Raw genomic sequence first — 14,671 nt, forward strand, 5'->3', positions numbered from 1 at the left:
CTGGGCTTCCAGTTCAAGGCCGGCGGCAACCAGATCAACATGCTGAAGATCATCGACGGCCAGTACTGCGGCGCCTGCCACAACGGCGAGCTGGCCTGGTCGGCGGAGAACTGCAACCTGTGCCACTCCGGCAAGCCCGGCACGGTGACGCAGGTGCACGAGAGCACGTTGCAGAAGCTCAGCGCGCCGCCGCCGCCGGCGGCCGCCGCGGCACCACTGGCCGCGGCCGCCTCGGCGCCGGCCAAGGACACGGGAGGCCGGCGATGAAGCGCATCCTTCTCGCAGCGCTCGCCGCCGGCGCGCTGTTCCTGAGCGCCGTCGACAGCTTCGCGCAGACCGGCGGCAAGGCGATCTACGAATCGGCCTGCATCGGCTGCCACGGCAGCGGCGTGCTGGGAGCGCCCAAGCTCGGCGAGGCCGCCGCCTGGGGCCCGCGCGCCAAGGCTGCCGGTGGCATCGACGGCCTGGTGAAGAGTGCCACGGCAGGCACCGCCAAGGGCATGCCGCCCAAGGGCGGCCGCGCCGAGCTGAGCGCCGCGCAGCTGAAGGAGACGATCGAGTACATGATGAGCGGCGGCAAGACGGCCACCGTGGCCGCCGCCAAGCCGGCGGAGAAGGCGGCCGACAAGCCCGCTGCCAAGGTCAGCGAGAAGGAGAAGGCCGCGCCGGCGGTGGCGAAGCCGGCCCCGGCCCCGGCTCCGGCTGCGGCTGCGGCTCCGGCTCCGGCTCCGGCTCCGGCTGCCGCGGCGGCGCCGGCCAGCACGGCAGCCACGGCCGCACGACCCGCGGACGCCGCGCCGGCGGCCACGCTGGCCGCGGCGCGGGCGGCTGCGCCGAATCCGCCGGCCACCGCCGAGGTGAACGCCTTCAACCGCCTGCTCAGGCCGGTGGGCCGCTTCAACCGGCCGGCGGCCGAGTCGGGCATCCACGACCCGACGAACGACATGACGCTCCAACTGCAGCCGCCGTCGGTGGCCTTCGCCGCCATGCCCAAGAGCATGGCCGGCAACCACGTCGACTGGGTCAAGTCGCTGGACAGCAAGGCGATCGCGCCGCGCTGGGACCGCAACGACCCGAGCGCAGCCGCCGTGGTCATGGACCTGAACATCGTGCGCGAGGTGAAGGGGTCGATGCCCGACGTGGTCTACCCGCACAAGCAGCACACCGAGTGGCTGGACTGCTCGAACTGCCACCCGGCGATCTTCGTCCCGCAGAAGGGCGCCAACCAGATCAGCATGGCCTCCATCCTGCTCGGGCAGAAATGCGGCGTCTGCCACGGCAAGGTGGCCTTCCCGGTGTCGGAGTGCCGGCTGTGCCACTCGAAGAAGAAGACCGAAGCGGTGGTTGCGGGGGAGCGCAAGCCATGACGCTGGAGCAGCGCTTCGCGCCGGCCGCGCTGGTGGCGGCGCTGCTCATCGGCAGCATGCCGGTGCATGCGCAGGACGAGGAGGCCCAGCGCGTCCAGATCGAGCAGCGACTCAAGCTCGTGGCCTCGCTGCTGTCCGACTCGCGCTCCGCGCAGCGCATCGCCTCCAGTGGCAATGCCCAGGCGATGGCGCATCTGGACGAGGGGCGGGTGCACCATGCGCTGGCCGCGGACCTGCTCGCCAAGGGCGATCTCACCGGAGCGCGCAAGGCGGCCGACCACGCCCTGCATCACCTCGGCCTGGCGCGGCGCACCGTGCCCGACGCGCCGGCGCGGCTCGAGGTGGCGAAGCAGCGCCACGAGCAGCTGCTGGCAAGCGTCGAGCGCCTCATCCAGACGTTGCGCGCGCGCGCCGGCGCGGCTGAGGCCGACGACCTGACCGCGGCCATCGGACTGCTCGACGTGGCGCGCCAGCACGCGAAGGCGGGTCGCTACGAGGAGGCGAACCAGACGCTCGGCTCGGCCGAACGCCACGTGCTCGCCGGAATGAACCGGACGCTGCACGCCGCCACGCTCGACTACACCGTGCGCGCCTCCAGCCCGCTGGAGGAGTTCCAGCAGGAGCTGGCGCGCCACCAGAGCCTGCTCGAACTCGTGCCGCTGGCGGTTCGCGACCTTCAGCCGCGTCCCGATGCGATGGCACTGATCGATCGCTATGGCGAGACGCGCGCCACCCTCTACGGCCAGGCGATGCAGCGATTCCAGGCCGGTGAGGTCGCCAACGCACTCGTCGACCTTCGCAATGCCACGCTGTACGTGCAGCGCGCCCTGCTCGCGGCCGGCCTCGTTGCGCCGCAGCCCACCGGAAACCCGCCATGAAGAACCGACGTCCCCCCCTGTTCCCCCGCCTGGCCGCCGCCCTCGTGCTGGCCGCCCTCACCACCGCTTCAGCGGCGCAGGACCGCGAGCAGGTCGAGCGCCGCGTGCAGTCGGTCGGCACGCTGATCGAGAGCTCCTCCGCGGCGAAGCAGATCGAGAGCAGCGGCGTGGCAGCAGCACGCGAGCGGCGCGACAACGCGCGACTGATCCACCGCGAGGCGGCCGCGGCGATGCGTGCCAACGACCTGTCCGGTGCGGCCAAACTGCTCGACCAGGCGGCGCGCGAGATGATGAACGGCGCGCGGCTGGCCAAGCCGGAGCAGGTGGCCGGCGAGAAGCACAAGCGCGACTTCGAGGCGCGGCTGGAGAGCGCGCGCGCGCTGCTCGCCGCGCAGCAGCGCATCACGCAGGAGAAGTCGGCCGGCCGCGAGGCGCTGGACGCGGCGCGCAGCATCGAGCGGCAGATCGGCGAGGCGCAGTCGATCGCCGCGCAGGGCCGCTACGAGGAGGCGAGGCCGGTGCTCGACCGCGCGTACCTGACCGCGCGCGTGTCGATCGAGTCGATGCGTCGCGGCGACACGCTGGTGCGTTCGCTGAACTTCGCCACCAAACGCGAGGAGTTCGACTACGAGATCGACCGCAACGACACCCACGCGTTGTTGATCAAGGTGCTGCTCTCCGACCGCAAGGACATGGTCGGCACGATGGCACCGTTCACCGAGCGGGCGGCGGCGCTGCGCGCCGAGGCCGAGACGCAGGCGAAGCGGGGCGACCATGAAGCCGGCATCCGCCTGCTCGAGGACTCGACGCGCGAGCTCGTGCGCGCGATCCGGGCGGGCGGCATCTACATTCCCGGTTGAGCGGTCCGAGGGCGACGAGTGGGCCATGACGACAATCCGGCACGGCAGGGTGGGAGGCGGCATCGGCGGCACGGGCGCCGCGTGGCGGCCTGGGGTCTGGGCGTGCTGACCGCGGCCGCCCTCGCCGCGGCGCCGTCGCTGTGGATCGCGCTGGAGAAGGACGGCATCCACGACCCTGCCAACCCGGGCATCAAGCTGCTGCAGCAGCCGGCGGAGGCGCTGGCACCGCTGCCGCGCGACAGCGCCGGCAACATGGTGCGCTGGGTGCAGGCGCTGGAGAGCGGCGCGATCAACCCGCGCACCAACATCCTGCCCGAGACGAAGGTGCGCCTGCTCGACCAGGACATCATCGTGTCGAAGTTCGGCTCGATGCCGGCGGTGAAGTTTCCGCACCGCCAGCACACGCTGTGGCTGGACTGTTCGAACTGCCATCCGTTCCCGTTCGCCGACAAGGCCGGCGCGAACAAGTTCAGCATGAGCGCCATCCTGAACGGGGAGCAGTGCGGCCTGTGCCACGGCGCGGTGGCCTTCCCGCTGACCGAGTGCAACCGCTGCCACAGCGTGCCCAACGAGTCGCTGCGGCGCAGGACAGCCACGCCATGACGCGCCGCGCCCGGACCCGCGGCCTGCGCATTGCACTGCTCGTGCTGGCCTGCGCGATGCCGGCCGCCACGCCGTTCGCCGAGTATGGCGACGTCGTCCTCAACAAGCGCTCCGACAAGGAAGGCGTGCGGCCGGTGGTGTTCCCGCACTGGTTCCATCGCATCCGCTTCCGCTGCAAGGTGTGCCACAGCGAGCTCGGCTTCAAGATGCGCGCCGGCGCCAACGACGTGCTGATGGACGACATCATCGACGGCAAGTTCTGCGGCATGTGCCACAACGGCCAGGTCGCGTGGGGGCCGGACCGCTGCGACCTGTGCCACTCCGGCCTGCCCAATCTGCCCAGTGGCATCATCGGCGGGGCGCAGACTTCGGGGCCCGGAAGGTGGTGAGCCAATGATCCGGATCGACTTCCTGCTGCGTGCGGGTGCCGCCGCCGCGGTGCTCGCCATCCTCGCCGCGTGCGTGACGACCGCCCCGGCGGGGCGGTCGGACGGTGTCGGCGCGCCCGCCCGTCCCGCCGGCCTGAGCCCGTATCGCACGCTGCTCGGCGGCTTCCTCGCGCCGCCGGCCCAGCCGTTCGGCCTGCCGGCACGCCCGGGCACAGGCGCATTCGTCAAGCTGATGGCGCCCACCGCCCTGGCGCTGCGCGGCAACGACCTGCTCGTCGTCGACAGCGCGGCCGGCCGCGTCTGGCGCGTCGACCTGTCGCTGAACACGCTGTCGCCGATTGCCGGTGCGCCGGCCACGCTGGCCACCGTGGTGGCGCTGGGGCCGGATCTCTCCGCCTGGGTGCTCGACAGCGTCTCGCGCCAGGTGCTGCGATTCTCGCGCGACGGCCGGCTGATGCAGACCTACCGCGGCGGCGCCGCGTCGCCTTCGCCGGTGGCCTTCGCGCTGGCCGACGGCGGCGCCACGCTGCTGGTGGCCGACGACAGCCTGCGTCAATGGGTCGAGTTCCGCCCGGCGGGCGCCTTCGCCACGCCCATCCCGCAGGACGACGCGGTGCGCGGCGTCGACGGCCTGGCGGTGGCAGGCGACACGGTGTTCGTGCTCGACAAGTCGCTCGGTGTGGTCCACGTCGAGCGACGCGACGGCCGCGCGGCCGACCGGCTGGGCGAGGGTGAGCTGAAGCAGCCGGTGGCCATCGCGGCCGACCGCTTCGGCCGCGTCGCCGTGATCGACGCGCAGGACCGCGCCGTCAAGCTGCTCGCGCCCGGCCGCGCGGCCTGGGTGTTCGACGCGGCGGCGCTGCGCGTGCAGCAGATCGGCGGCATCGCCATCGACGAGCGCTTCCTCGCCGTCAGCGATCGCCTCACCGGGCAGGTGGTGATCCACGTGCTCGGCGGGGAGGGACGGCCATGACGCGCGTGCGGCTGGCTGCACTGGCCGTGCTGGCGGTGCTGGGGCTGACCGGTTGCGCCGGCGTCGAGACCGTGCGCGGCACCATGCACTACGGCATGGCCGACGCGCCGGAAGGCCAGCGCCTGCTGTGGCCGCAGGCGCCCGAGGTGCCGCGCTATCTCTACGCCGGCACGCTCACCGGCGAGGCCAACTTCCGCCGCGAGGCCGCCAGTGGGCTGAAGGCCTTCGGCCGCTGGCTGGCCGGGCTCGACGGCGCAGGCGACAAGCCGGTGGTCCTGCAGCGCCCGGCGGCGCTGATCGGCGACGAGCAAGGGCGCCTGTACGTCAGCGACACCAGCCGCCAGGCGGTGTTCGTGTTCGACGAAAAGGCCGGCGAACTGCAGGTGTGGGAGCGCGCCGAAGGTCTGCTCAACTTCGTCGCGCCGGCCGGCCTGGCGCTGGCGCCGCAGCGCGGCCTGTTCGTCGCCGATGCCGAACTGGGTGTCGTCGTGCGGCTCGACGCGCAGGGCCAGCCGCGCGCGACCATCGGCCGCGGCCTGCTGAAGAGGCCCGTGGGCCTGGCCAGCGACGCGGCCAGCGGTCAGCTGTTCGTCGCCGACACCTATGCGCACGACATCAAGGTGTTCGACGCCGAGGGCAGGCTGCTGCGCACCATCGGCCGGCGCGGCAGCGGTGACGGCGAGTTCAACTACCCGACGCACCTGACCTTCGCGGGCGGCGAGCTGTACGTCACCGACACGATGAACAGCCGCGTGCAGGTGTTCAGCGCCGACGGCGAACTGCTCGCCCGCCGCTTCGGCCAGCGCGGCCTCTACCTCGGCAACCTGGTGCGGCCCAAGGGCGTGTCGGTCGATGCCGAGGGCAACGTCTACGTCATCGAGTCCTACTACGACAGCCTGCTCGTGTTCTCGCCGCGCGGCGAGTTCCTGCTGCCGATCGGCGGCACCGGCACCTCCACCGGCCGCTTCTACCTACCTTCGGGCGTGTGGGTCGACGCGCGCAACCGCGTGCACATCGCCGACATGTTCAACGGGCGGGTGGTGCTGTTCCAGTTCCTCGGGGGCGGTTGACGATGCTGCGCCGCTTCGCCGCCATCGTGCTCGTCGTGCTGCTCGCCGCGCCGGTGCTGGCGCAGCGCGTCTCCGACGTGCGCGGCACGCGCCACAACCTGTCGACCAGCGGCACCGGCACCACCCACGCCGATGCCGGCGGCACCAGCGAGGTCTGCGTGTTCTGCCACACGCCGCACGGCGCCACCCAGCAGGACCAGGGCGGCGCGCCGATGCGCGCGCCGCTGTGGAACCGCCGCGTTCCCGACGGCGCGACCTACACGCCCTACACCTCGGCCTCGATGGACGCGCAGGCCATCCTCGACGGCCTCAATGCGCAGCCCGGCGGCAGCTCCAAGCTGTGCCTGTCCTGCCACGACGGCACGCTGGCGATCGGCAACGTCAACGTGCTCAACGGCACGGCCAACGCCTCGATCCCGATGACCGGCACCGGCCCCGGCGGCGTCATGCCGGCGGGCGAGGGCGTCACCAGCGGCTTCACCCGCTTCCTCGGCACCGACCTGCGCAACGACCACCCGATCTCGGTCACCTTCAACAGCGCGCTCGCCGCGCGCGACGGCGAGCTGCGGCCGGTCGATGCCGCGCAGCGCTGGCCGGCCGGCACCGGCAGCGTGCTCGGCCTGCGCGCGCCGGGCGTCAAGCCGCTGCTGCCGCTGGAACCCACCGGCAACAACGGCGCCGGTCAGGTGCAGTGCGCCACCTGCCACGATCCGCACGTGCGCGAGCTCGACCCGACCAAGGGCAACCAGAAGTTCCTGCGCACGCAGCGCTTCCAGGAGGCGACGCCGACCACCACCTTCAACGCCGCCAGCGACACCATCTGCCTGTCGTGCCACGACAAGAACCAGGGCTTCGGCATCTGGGCCTTCTCGGCGCATGCGCGGCCCGATGTCGCCGACGAGACCTACCGCGACGCCGCCGCCACGCTGCGCGAGTTCCCGCTCGGCACGCCGGTGTGGAAGGCCTCCTGCCTGAACTGCCACGACACCCATACCGTGCAGGGCGCGCGCCGGCTCACGCGCGAAGGCACCGACGCGCCGCTGCCGGGGGGCAACCCGCTGGCCGCCAAGCAGGGCGGCAACCCGGCGCTGGAGAAGACCTGCTACCAGTGCCACACCGTGAGCGCGTCGTCGGTGCTGAACTCGGTGCTGCAGGTGCCCAACATCGAGAGCGAGTTCAACCTCGCCGTGCGCATGCCCATCACCACGGCGGAGCAGGGCGGCACCACGCAGGAGGTGCACGACATCGGCGGTGGCTTCAGCGACGCCACGCTGGACTGCAGCGGTCCGACGAACCGCTGCGGCGCCGACTTCCTCGAGTCGCGCGATCTCCTCGCGCAGCGCCATGCCGAATGCACCGACTGCCACAACCCGCACCGCGTGGTGAAGTTCCGCAGCTTCACCGGCGGCGCCGCCGGCATCTCCGGCGCACCCGATGCGGCCGGCACGCACCGCCATGACGAGACCACCGGCTACACCCACAGCAACATCATCTCCGGCGTGCTGCGCGGCAGCTCCGGGGTGGAGCCGGTCTACGCCTCGACCTCGTTCCAGAACCTGCCCAGCGGCTACACCGTCAAGCGCGGCGACCCCGGCGCGAGCGTCGACACCTCGGTGACGGCGCCCTACGTGACGCGCGAGTACCAGATCTGCATGAAGTGCCACAGCGACTTCGGCTACGCCGACAACAACGTCTATCCGCTGGGCAACCGACCGGCACTCGGCCGCACGGGCGGCACGGTCTCAGGCACCAACGGCCTGACCGTGTACACCAACCAGGCCAAGGAGTTCCAGGCGCCGGCCGCGCACCGCGGCCAGGGCACCAAGCCGAACAGCGGCGCCGGCAGCAACTACGCGACCAACAACCACCGCTCGTGGCACCCGGTGATGGACGTGACAGGCCGCACCGGCGCCAACGCCGCCGCCTTCCGCTCGCCCTGGGGCAATGCGATCGGCGCGCAGACCATGTACTGCAGCGACTGCCACGGCAGCAACACGGCCGACACCAGCGTGGTGCCGCCGGGCGGCGACAACGGCACGCCCTGGGGGCCGCACGGCTCGAACAACAACTTCCTGCTCAAGGGGTTGTGGAACACCAGCGTGGGCGCCGACAACCGCGGCGACAACGGGCCGAACGCCAACGGCCTGTGCTTCAAGTGCCACAACCCCAACACCTACGCGAACCGCAACGGCACCGGCACCACCGGTTTCGTCGGCGGCGGTCGCGGCAACCTGCACGCCTTCCACACCGACCGCATCGGCCGCATCCGCTGCAACTGGTGCCACGTGGCGGTACCGCACGGCTGGAAGAACAAGGCGCTGCTGGTCAACCTCAACGACGTCGGGCCGGAGGCGGGCCGGGCCGGCAACGAGGAGTGGCGCTTCAACGCCTCGGGCCAGGCCTACACGCAGCAGCCCTACTACCTGAACGCCAAGCTCAAGGTGCGCACCTTCGCCACCAGCGGCAACTGGGTGGACACCAACTGCGGCTCGAACAACTCCGCGCTCACCTTCGGCACCAACGGCAACGACACGCAGAACGGCAAGAACTGGATGGGCAGCGTCTGCAGCAACCCGCCATGAGACCAACCCCCGCCGCCCGCGCGCTGATCGCGCACTTCGGCTCGCTGCGCACCACGCTGGCGGGCATGGCGCTGCTCGGCGCGGCCGTGTTCGCCGGGCAGATCGCCGAGGGCCTCGGCGCGCCCGCGCTGGTCGCCGCGATGGCGCTGCTCTCGCTCAACCTGCTGGCCGCGCTGGTGGTGCATCCGGCGTTCCGGCGCCAGCTTCCGCTGCTGGTCTTCCACCTGGCGCTGCTGGCACTCGTGCTGCTGGCCGCGATCGGCCGCCTCGCCTCGCTGGACGGTCGCTTCGAGCTGACGCAGGGCGTGCCCTTCGACGGCACGCTGCTCGACGCGCGCGCCGGGCTGCTGCACCGCGACGGCCTGGCGGCGCTGTCGTTCCGCCACGAGGGCTTCGAGATCGACTACGCGCCGGGCCGCATGCGCGGCGCGACGCGCAATCGTGTCGTCTGGACCGAGGCCTCCGGCGCGCCGCAATCCGCGGTGATCGGCGACCACCGGCCGCTGCGGCTGGACGGCTACCGCATCTACACCAGCCCGAACAAGGGCTTCGCGCCGCTGCTGACCTGGACGCCGCGCGGTGGCGAGCCGGTGACCGGCGCCGTGCACCTGCCGGCGTTCCCCGCGCACGAGCTGCGCCAGTCGCTCGAGTGGACCTTGCCGGACGGGCGCCAGGCCTGGGTGCTGCTGCAGATCGACGAGACGCTGATCGACCCGTCGGTGGCGAGCAGCTTTCGCCTGCCCGAGAAACATCGCCTGGTGTTCCGCATGGGCCCGCTGCGCCAGGAACTGCTGCCTGGGCAGAGCGTGGAGATCGATGGCGGCACGCTCACCTACGAGGGCCTGCGCAGCTGGATGGGCTACCGCGTGAGCCACGACCCGACACTGCCCTGGCTGCTGGCCGCGTCGCTGCTCGCCGCGCTGGCGCTGGCCTGGCACTACACGCAGCGCTTCTTCTTCGCGCCGCGCGGCCAGCCGGCATCGCAGCGCGTCCTGCAGGAGGGCTACCGTGCCTGAAGCACTGCTGCTGTGGATGGCGCTGGCCGGCTACGCGCTGGTGGCGCTGCTGGCCGTGCCCGCGATGGGGCCGGTGGCTGCCGTGGCGCCGCAGCCGCGCGTCAGCCGTGCACAGGTCGGGGCGGCGACCGCGCTGGGAGCGGCGCTCGCGCTGCACACCCTGTCGCTCGGGACGCGCTGGAGCATGCTCGGCCACGGGCCGTTCACGACCATGCACGAGATCCTCAGCAGCAACCTGTGGAGCCTCTCGCTGGTGTTCGCCGTCGCCTGGTGGGGCGTGCGCGAGCTGCGCAGCGCGCTGGTGGTGGCGACGCCGGTGCTGGTCACGCTGGCGCTGTGGCTGCTGATGGCCGACGGCCGTCCGGGCCACCTGCCGCCCACCTATGCCACGCCGCTGCTCTACCTGCACACCGTGGTCGGCAAGCTCTACCTCGGACTGCTGCTGGTGGCGGTGTCGCTCGGCCTGCTGCCGGCGCTGCGCCGCACCGCCTGGGGTGCGGCCCGCCTCGCGGCAGCTCCGGACGACCGCCGTCTTGACGAGTTGGCCCACCGCTTCGCGGCCTACGCGCTGGTGTTCGACACGCTGATGCTGATCGTCGGCGCGGTGTGGGCGCAGGATGCCTGGGGCCGCTACTGGGCCTGGGACCCGCTCGAGTCGTGGGCCTTCGCGAGTTGGCTGGCGCTGGCGGCCGCATTGCACGCTCGGGCCACGCTGAGGCCGGCGCCGGCGCTGTTCGGCCTGTGGCTCGCCGGCGTGTTCGTGCTGGCCTTCCTGACGTTCTTCGGCGTGCCGTTCATCTCGACGGCGCCGCACAAGGGGGCGATATGAACGCCGCCGCAAGACGCGACCGCCGGGTGATCGGCGTGGCGCTGACGATTGCGGCCGTGCTGATCGGCGGCCTGTGGATCGCCGTGCTCGAGCCCACCCACCCGCCCGAGCCGGAAGTGGCCGCAGCGGGCGAGCCGCAGGGCGAACTCGCGCGCCACTTCGATGCCGCGGTGATGTTGCTGCACGCGCGCCGCTTCGACGATGCGCAGGTGCTGCTGCACCGCGTCATCGAGATCGCGCCCGCGCTTCCGGAAGCGCACACCAACCTGGGCTTCGCCCTGCTCGGGCTGCAGCGTGCCGAGCCGGCGCTCCGGGCATTCGAGCGTGCCATCGCGCTGCGTCCCGACCAGGCCAACGCGTACTATGGCCTCGCGCTCGCGCAGGAGCTGCGCGGCGATCTCGAACTTGCGCTCGGAGCGATGCGCACCTACCTGCACCTCGCGCGCACCGAGAGCGAATCCCACCTGCGCCGCGCACGCGCCGCGCTGTGGGAATGGGAGGCGCAGCAGGAGGCGAGGCGCAAGGGCTCCACGCCCTGAACGGCATGGCCGCGCTCTTGCTAGTGCGGACCATGGTCTCACAGGAATTCGAAGCTGCGCCCGTTCGCTTCCCGATACCGGGAAATGATTCCCGTTCGTGGGGGAGGGGCCGGCCATGATGGTCTTCTGGCTGGTCGTGGCGATGCTGCTCGGCGGCGCCCTGCTGATGCTCGTGCCGCCGCTGTGGCGATCGCGCGCGAGTGCCGAGGCGGTGACGCCGATGGCAGCGAACCTCGCCGTCTACCGCGACCAGTGGCGCGAAGCGGAGCAGGATCTCGGCGCGGGCCTGCTCGCACCCGAGCAGTTCGCGCAGGCGCGCGACGACATCCAGCGCCGCTGGCTGGAGGACGGCGAGACGGCGGCGCCGTCCGCCCCGACCGCCGCGTGGCGCTCGCGCGGCAGCGCCATCGCGCTCGCGCTGCTGCTGCCGCTGGCCAGCGTGCTGACCTACCTGCAACTCGGCGACCTGCGGCCGATCGACGCGGGCGACACCGTGGCCATGCCGGCGGCGGGCGACGCGCGCCACAGCATCACGCCGGAGCAGATCGAGGCGCGCGTGGCTGCGCTGGCCGAACGGCTGAAGGCCGAGCCCGGCAACGCGGAAGGCTGGGTGATGCTCGGTCGTTCCTATGTCGTGCTCGGTCGCTTCCGCGATGCAGCCTCCGCCTGGCGGCGCGCCAGCGAACTGCTGCCCGGCAATCCGACGCTGCTCGCCGATCTTGCCGACGTGGTCGCCATGTCGCAGGGCAAGCGGCTGGCCGGCGAACCGTCGCGGCTGATCCAGCAGGCTCTCGATGCCGATCCGCGCCACGTGAAGGCGCTTGCGCTCGCCGGCAGCGTGGCCTTCGAAGCGCGCGACTATGCCGGGGCGCGCGGCTACTGGCAGCGTCTGCTCGAGGTGGCGCCGCCGGATTCCGACATCGCGCGCTCGATGCAGGGCAGCATCGCCCAGGCCAACAAGCTCGAGGCGGCGCTCGCCGGCGTGGCGACGCCGGTGAAGACCGTGTCCGCTGCCACCGCGCAGGCGCTGCGCGGCGAGGTCAGCCTGAGCCCTGCGCTCGCCGCCCGCGTGGCGGCAGGCGACACGCTGTTTGTGTTCGCGCGCGCGGCCGAGGGTCCGCGCATGCCGCTGGCCATCCACAGGCAGCCCGTGGGCGAGTGGCCGGTGCGCTTCTCGCTCGATGACAGCATGGCGATGGCGCCCGAGTTGCGACTGTCGGCGCACACGCGGGTGGTGGTGGGCGCTCGCATCTCGAAGAGCGGCAACGCCACGCCGACCCGTGGCGACCTGGTCGGCCAGAGTGCGGTGGTGTCGTCGTCGGCGCAGGGCCTGCTCCTGGTCATCGACCAGGTGCAGCCGTGAAGGCGCTGCCGCCCCGAGTTCCTCTCCGGGTCGGTCCGGCGGCAACCCGCACGCGACGTGTCTGCGCGACCGGCACGGCGCGGCTCGCGCCGCGCGGCGCGATGACCGCCGAGAAGCCCCAGTGACGCTGCCGCGTCAGCGCGATCGTCCCTTCAGGTAGGCCTGCGCATCGGCATGGCCTTGTGACGCGGCGCGCTCGATCCAGCGTCGTGCCTCGCCGTCGTCCTGCACCACCCCGGATCCGCTGAGGAAGAGGATGCCGAGGCTGTACTGGGCTTGCGCGTGTCCCTGCCGCGCGGCCTCGAAGTACCACTGCGCGGCGATGCGCACGGGGTCGGCATCGGCGCCCGGATCGGCCAGCCCATAGGCATACATATTGCCTAGCTGGAACTGGGCTTCGGCCAGCCCCTGGCGCGCGGCGCGCTCGAACCATTGCACGGCTTCCTTGTCGTTCTCGCGCACGCCGTGGCCGTGGTAATGCAGCAGTCCCAGCCGCAGCTGGGCCTGGGCGTTGCCCGACCTGGCGAGAGGCTCGAGATGCTGCAGTGCAGCGGGGTAGTCCTTGCGGTTCATCGCGGCGATGCCGTCCTGCAGCGGATCGGCCGAGGCGGGCAGCAGGAAGACAGCGAGGGTGAGGGTGGCAATGGTTCTCGAGATCGACATGTCGGTGGTGCTCCAGGCGTGCGGCGTCGTCGATGCAAGCGCTGTACCCGTCGACGTGGCTGCCGCGGGCGAGGGCCTGCCATGAAGGCTGCGGGCGTGTCCGCCGCACCCGCGCCCGCACCGGTGCCGCTGCGCAAGTCGCTGCGTGCCAAGGGCTTCCTCGCCACGCTCGCGCTGCTCGTCTACCTGCTCGCCTCGGTGATCTACGTCGCCTCGGAGCGCGGCCTCATCTACGAGAACGTTCAGGCGCTGCAGCAGATTTCCCGCCACGAGAAAGCCCTCGCCCTGGCCGAGGCGGCGGTGAACGCCGCGCTGGTCGACGCCAACCTGGCGACCAGCGCGGCCGGCGGCGGACTGCAGCCTTCGCCGGACATGGCGCTGTGTTCGGATACCTGCGCCAAGCTGTTCGTCGCGCTGGAGGAATTCGATCCTGCCTACGCGCTGGTGCAGCGCGCCATCGCGCGCAGCCACGAAGAACTGCAGGCCGCGCCGCTGCGCGCCAACTGGATCGGGCTGCGCGAAGCGCTGGCGCGTGCGAGCGACGAACTGGAGATCCGCCGCCGCAGCCTCGCCGAGCAGCGCGATGAGACGATGGTCACCTACCAGCGCCGCTACGACGCGGTGACGGCCGAGTCGCTGCTGCTCTCGCTGCTGGGCATCGCGGTGTTCGGCGCGCTCGTCGCCTGGTTCTTTGCAAGGCTCACCGGCGACATCCTCCGCCTCGAGGCGCACGCTCGCCGCATCGTTCGCGGCGGCCGCGGCGTCGACCTGCCGGTGCGGCGCGACGACGAGCTCGGCCGCCTGATGCAGGCGGTGAACCGGCTGTCGGCCGACCTCGACCAGCGCGAAAAGCAGATCGAGCTCGAGGGCCAGCGCCGGTCCCACCAGGAAAAGATGATGGCCGTCGGCGCGCTGGCTGCCGGCGTGGCGCACGAGGTCAACAACCCGCTGGCGGTGATCGCCGGCGTGGCGCATGACCTCGGCACGATCGAAGGCTGCGTGCCGGCACCCCGCGTCGCCGAGGCCGCGCAGCTGATCATCGCCCAGGCGCAGCGGGCCGCGCAGGCTTCGCGGCACCTTGCCGAGGTGGCCGCACCGCAGCCCGACGAGTTCGACTGGGTCGACGTCAACACCATGGTCACGCGCGTGCTGCAGCTGATGCGCTATGACAAGCGCTACCGCGCCATCCAGTTCGCCAGCGAGCTCGACGGCGATCTGCCGGCCGTGCAGGCGCCGGCGGCGGTGCTGCAGCAGGTGCTCATGCAGATGGCCACGCTGGGCTGCGATGCGATGGCCGTGCCGCCGGCCGGTGAGGCCGCGGTGCGGGTGCTGACGCGCCGCGGCGCGAAGGCGGTCGAGGTGCAGCTCGAGTTCCCGGTGCAGCTCGACTTCACGCGCGGCGAGGTGCAGCGCGCGCTGTTGCTCAGTCGTGCCATGATCGAGCCCCTCGGTGCGCGGCTTGCGTTCGGTCAAGACCTCGGCCCGGTGCTACGCATTAAGCTGGCGTGGCCCGCCGAGGTGGTTCGGGCCTGAAGAAGG

Annotated in this window: 15 protein-coding genes; 14 read left to right on the forward strand and 1 reads right to left on the reverse strand. The window is 72.0% G+C overall.

Translation table 11 applies throughout. The annotated features are described in order from the left end of the window. From Q0599_RS21330 to ccmI, 13 genes are all read left to right on the forward strand, one after another. On the forward strand, positions 1-267 hold a 267-nt coding region (locus Q0599_RS21330; protein WP_367180982.1), incomplete at its 5' end, for a cytochrome c3 family protein. Then, positions 264-1,367: a c(7)-type cytochrome triheme domain-containing protein gene (locus Q0599_RS21335; protein WP_298834163.1), complete on the forward strand. Its 1,104-nt coding sequence runs from the start codon at positions 264-266 to the stop codon at positions 1,365-1,367. The genes Q0599_RS21330 and Q0599_RS21335, both read left to right, overlap by 4 nt. Further along, a complete protein-coding gene (locus tag Q0599_RS21340) occupies positions 1,364-2,245 on the forward strand; it encodes a hypothetical protein (protein WP_298834165.1) in 882 nt (293 codons plus the stop codon). The genes Q0599_RS21335 and Q0599_RS21340 overlap by 4 nt, the downstream gene beginning before the upstream one ends. Further along, positions 2,242-3,105: a hypothetical protein gene (locus Q0599_RS21345; RefSeq protein ID WP_298834167.1), complete on the forward strand. Its 864-nt coding sequence runs from the start codon at positions 2,242-2,244 to the stop codon at positions 3,103-3,105. The genes Q0599_RS21340 and Q0599_RS21345 overlap by 4 nt, the downstream gene beginning before the upstream one ends. Before the next feature lie 81 nt (positions 3,106-3,186). Beyond that, complete coding sequence (locus Q0599_RS21350) at positions 3,187-3,708, forward strand: c(7)-type cytochrome triheme domain-containing protein (RefSeq protein WP_298834169.1); 522 nt, start codon at positions 3,187-3,189, stop codon at positions 3,706-3,708. After that, positions 3,705-4,097 (forward strand): c(7)-type cytochrome triheme domain-containing protein, encoded by a 393-nt coding sequence (locus Q0599_RS21355; protein WP_298834171.1) that lies wholly within the window; start codon positions 3,705-3,707, stop codon positions 4,095-4,097. Before Q0599_RS21350 ends, Q0599_RS21355 begins: the two co-directional genes overlap by 4 nt. A gap of 4 nt (positions 4,098-4,101) precedes the next feature. Continuing rightward, complete coding sequence (locus Q0599_RS21360) at positions 4,102-5,070, forward strand: hypothetical protein (RefSeq protein ID WP_298834173.1); 969 nt, start codon at positions 4,102-4,104, stop codon at positions 5,068-5,070. Then, on the forward strand, positions 5,067-6,140 hold the full coding sequence (locus tag Q0599_RS21365) for a 6-bladed beta-propeller (RefSeq protein ID WP_298834175.1): 1,074 nt from the start codon (positions 5,067-5,069) through the stop codon (positions 6,138-6,140). Before Q0599_RS21360 ends, Q0599_RS21365 begins: the two co-directional genes overlap by 4 nt. A 2-nt stretch (positions 6,141-6,142) precedes the next feature. Next, positions 6,143-8,722 (forward strand): cytochrome c3 family protein, encoded by a 2,580-nt coding sequence (locus tag Q0599_RS21370; RefSeq protein ID WP_298834178.1) that lies wholly within the window; start codon positions 6,143-6,145, stop codon positions 8,720-8,722. Then, positions 8,719-9,738: a cytochrome c biogenesis protein ResB gene (locus tag Q0599_RS21375; protein ID WP_298834180.1), complete on the forward strand. Its 1,020-nt coding sequence runs from the start codon at positions 8,719-8,721 to the stop codon at positions 9,736-9,738. The genes Q0599_RS21370 and Q0599_RS21375 overlap by 4 nt, the downstream gene beginning before the upstream one ends. Continuing rightward, complete coding sequence (ccsA, locus tag Q0599_RS21380; RefSeq protein ID WP_298834182.1) at positions 9,731-10,567, forward strand: cytochrome c biogenesis protein CcsA; 837 nt, start codon at positions 9,731-9,733, stop codon at positions 10,565-10,567. The genes Q0599_RS21375 and ccsA overlap by 8 nt, the downstream gene beginning before the upstream one ends. Continuing rightward, positions 10,564-11,106 (forward strand): tetratricopeptide repeat protein, encoded by a 543-nt coding sequence (locus tag Q0599_RS21385; protein WP_298834184.1) that lies wholly within the window; start codon positions 10,564-10,566, stop codon positions 11,104-11,106. Before ccsA ends, Q0599_RS21385 begins: the two co-directional genes overlap by 4 nt. Positions 11,107-11,221: 115 nt before the next feature. After that, positions 11,222-12,469: a c-type cytochrome biogenesis protein CcmI gene (gene ccmI / locus Q0599_RS21390; protein ID WP_298834189.1), complete on the forward strand. Its 1,248-nt coding sequence runs from the start codon at positions 11,222-11,224 to the stop codon at positions 12,467-12,469. 135 nt (positions 12,470-12,604) lie between these two features. Here the strand turns inward: ccmI and Q0599_RS21395 are convergent, their stop codons facing one another. After that, positions 12,605-13,132, reverse strand: coding sequence for a tetratricopeptide repeat protein (locus Q0599_RS21395; RefSeq protein ID WP_298834192.1), 528 nt, complete (start codon positions 13,130-13,132; stop codon positions 12,605-12,607). A gap of 81 nt (positions 13,133-13,213) precedes the next feature. Here Q0599_RS21395 and Q0599_RS21400 point away from each other — a divergent pair, with 81 nt between their 5' ends. Then, positions 13,214-14,665, forward strand: a complete 1,452-nt coding sequence (locus Q0599_RS21400; RefSeq protein ID WP_298834195.1) for a HAMP domain-containing protein — start codon at positions 13,214-13,216, stop codon at positions 14,663-14,665. Positions 14,666-14,671 lie beyond the last annotated feature (6 nt).

Source organism: uncultured Piscinibacter sp. (genome assembly GCF_937952055.1).
Lineage (GTDB): Bacteria > Pseudomonadota > Gammaproteobacteria > Burkholderiales > Burkholderiaceae_C > Piscinibacter.

What these genes read in the sequence shown, in the direction of transcription:
- Q0599_RS21335 (WP_298834163.1), top strand. Translation starts at nt 264, where the DNA reads ATGAAGCGCATCCTTCTCGCAGCGCTCGCCGCCGGCGCGCTGTTCCTG.
- Q0599_RS21340 (WP_298834165.1), top strand. Translation starts at nt 1,364, where the DNA reads ATGACGCTGGAGCAGCGCTTCGCGCCGGCCGCGCTGGTGGCGGCGCTG.
- Q0599_RS21345 (WP_298834167.1), top strand. Translation starts at nt 2,242, where the DNA reads ATGAAGAACCGACGTCCCCCCCTGTTCCCCCGCCTGGCCGCCGCCCTC.
- Q0599_RS21355 (WP_298834171.1), top strand. Translation starts at nt 3,705, where the DNA reads ATGACGCGCCGCGCCCGGACCCGCGGCCTGCGCATTGCACTGCTCGTG.
- Q0599_RS21360 (WP_298834173.1), top strand. Translation starts at nt 4,102, where the DNA reads ATGATCCGGATCGACTTCCTGCTGCGTGCGGGTGCCGCCGCCGCGGTG.
- Q0599_RS21365 (WP_298834175.1), top strand. Translation starts at nt 5,067, where the DNA reads ATGACGCGCGTGCGGCTGGCTGCACTGGCCGTGCTGGCGGTGCTGGGG.
- Q0599_RS21370 (WP_298834178.1), top strand. Translation starts at nt 6,143, where the DNA reads ATGCTGCGCCGCTTCGCCGCCATCGTGCTCGTCGTGCTGCTCGCCGCG.
- Q0599_RS21375 (WP_298834180.1), top strand. Translation starts at nt 8,719, where the DNA reads ATGAGACCAACCCCCGCCGCCCGCGCGCTGATCGCGCACTTCGGCTCG.
- Q0599_RS21385 (WP_298834184.1), top strand. Translation starts at nt 10,564, where the DNA reads ATGAACGCCGCCGCAAGACGCGACCGCCGGGTGATCGGCGTGGCGCTG.
- ccmI (WP_298834189.1), top strand. Translation starts at nt 11,222, where the DNA reads ATGATGGTCTTCTGGCTGGTCGTGGCGATGCTGCTCGGCGGCGCCCTG.
- Q0599_RS21395 (WP_298834192.1), bottom strand. Translation starts at nt 13,132, where the DNA reads ATGTCGATCTCGAGAACCATTGCCACCCTCACCCTCGCTGTCTTCCTG.
- Q0599_RS21400 (WP_298834195.1), top strand. Translation starts at nt 13,214, where the DNA reads ATGAAGGCTGCGGGCGTGTCCGCCGCACCCGCGCCCGCACCGGTGCCG.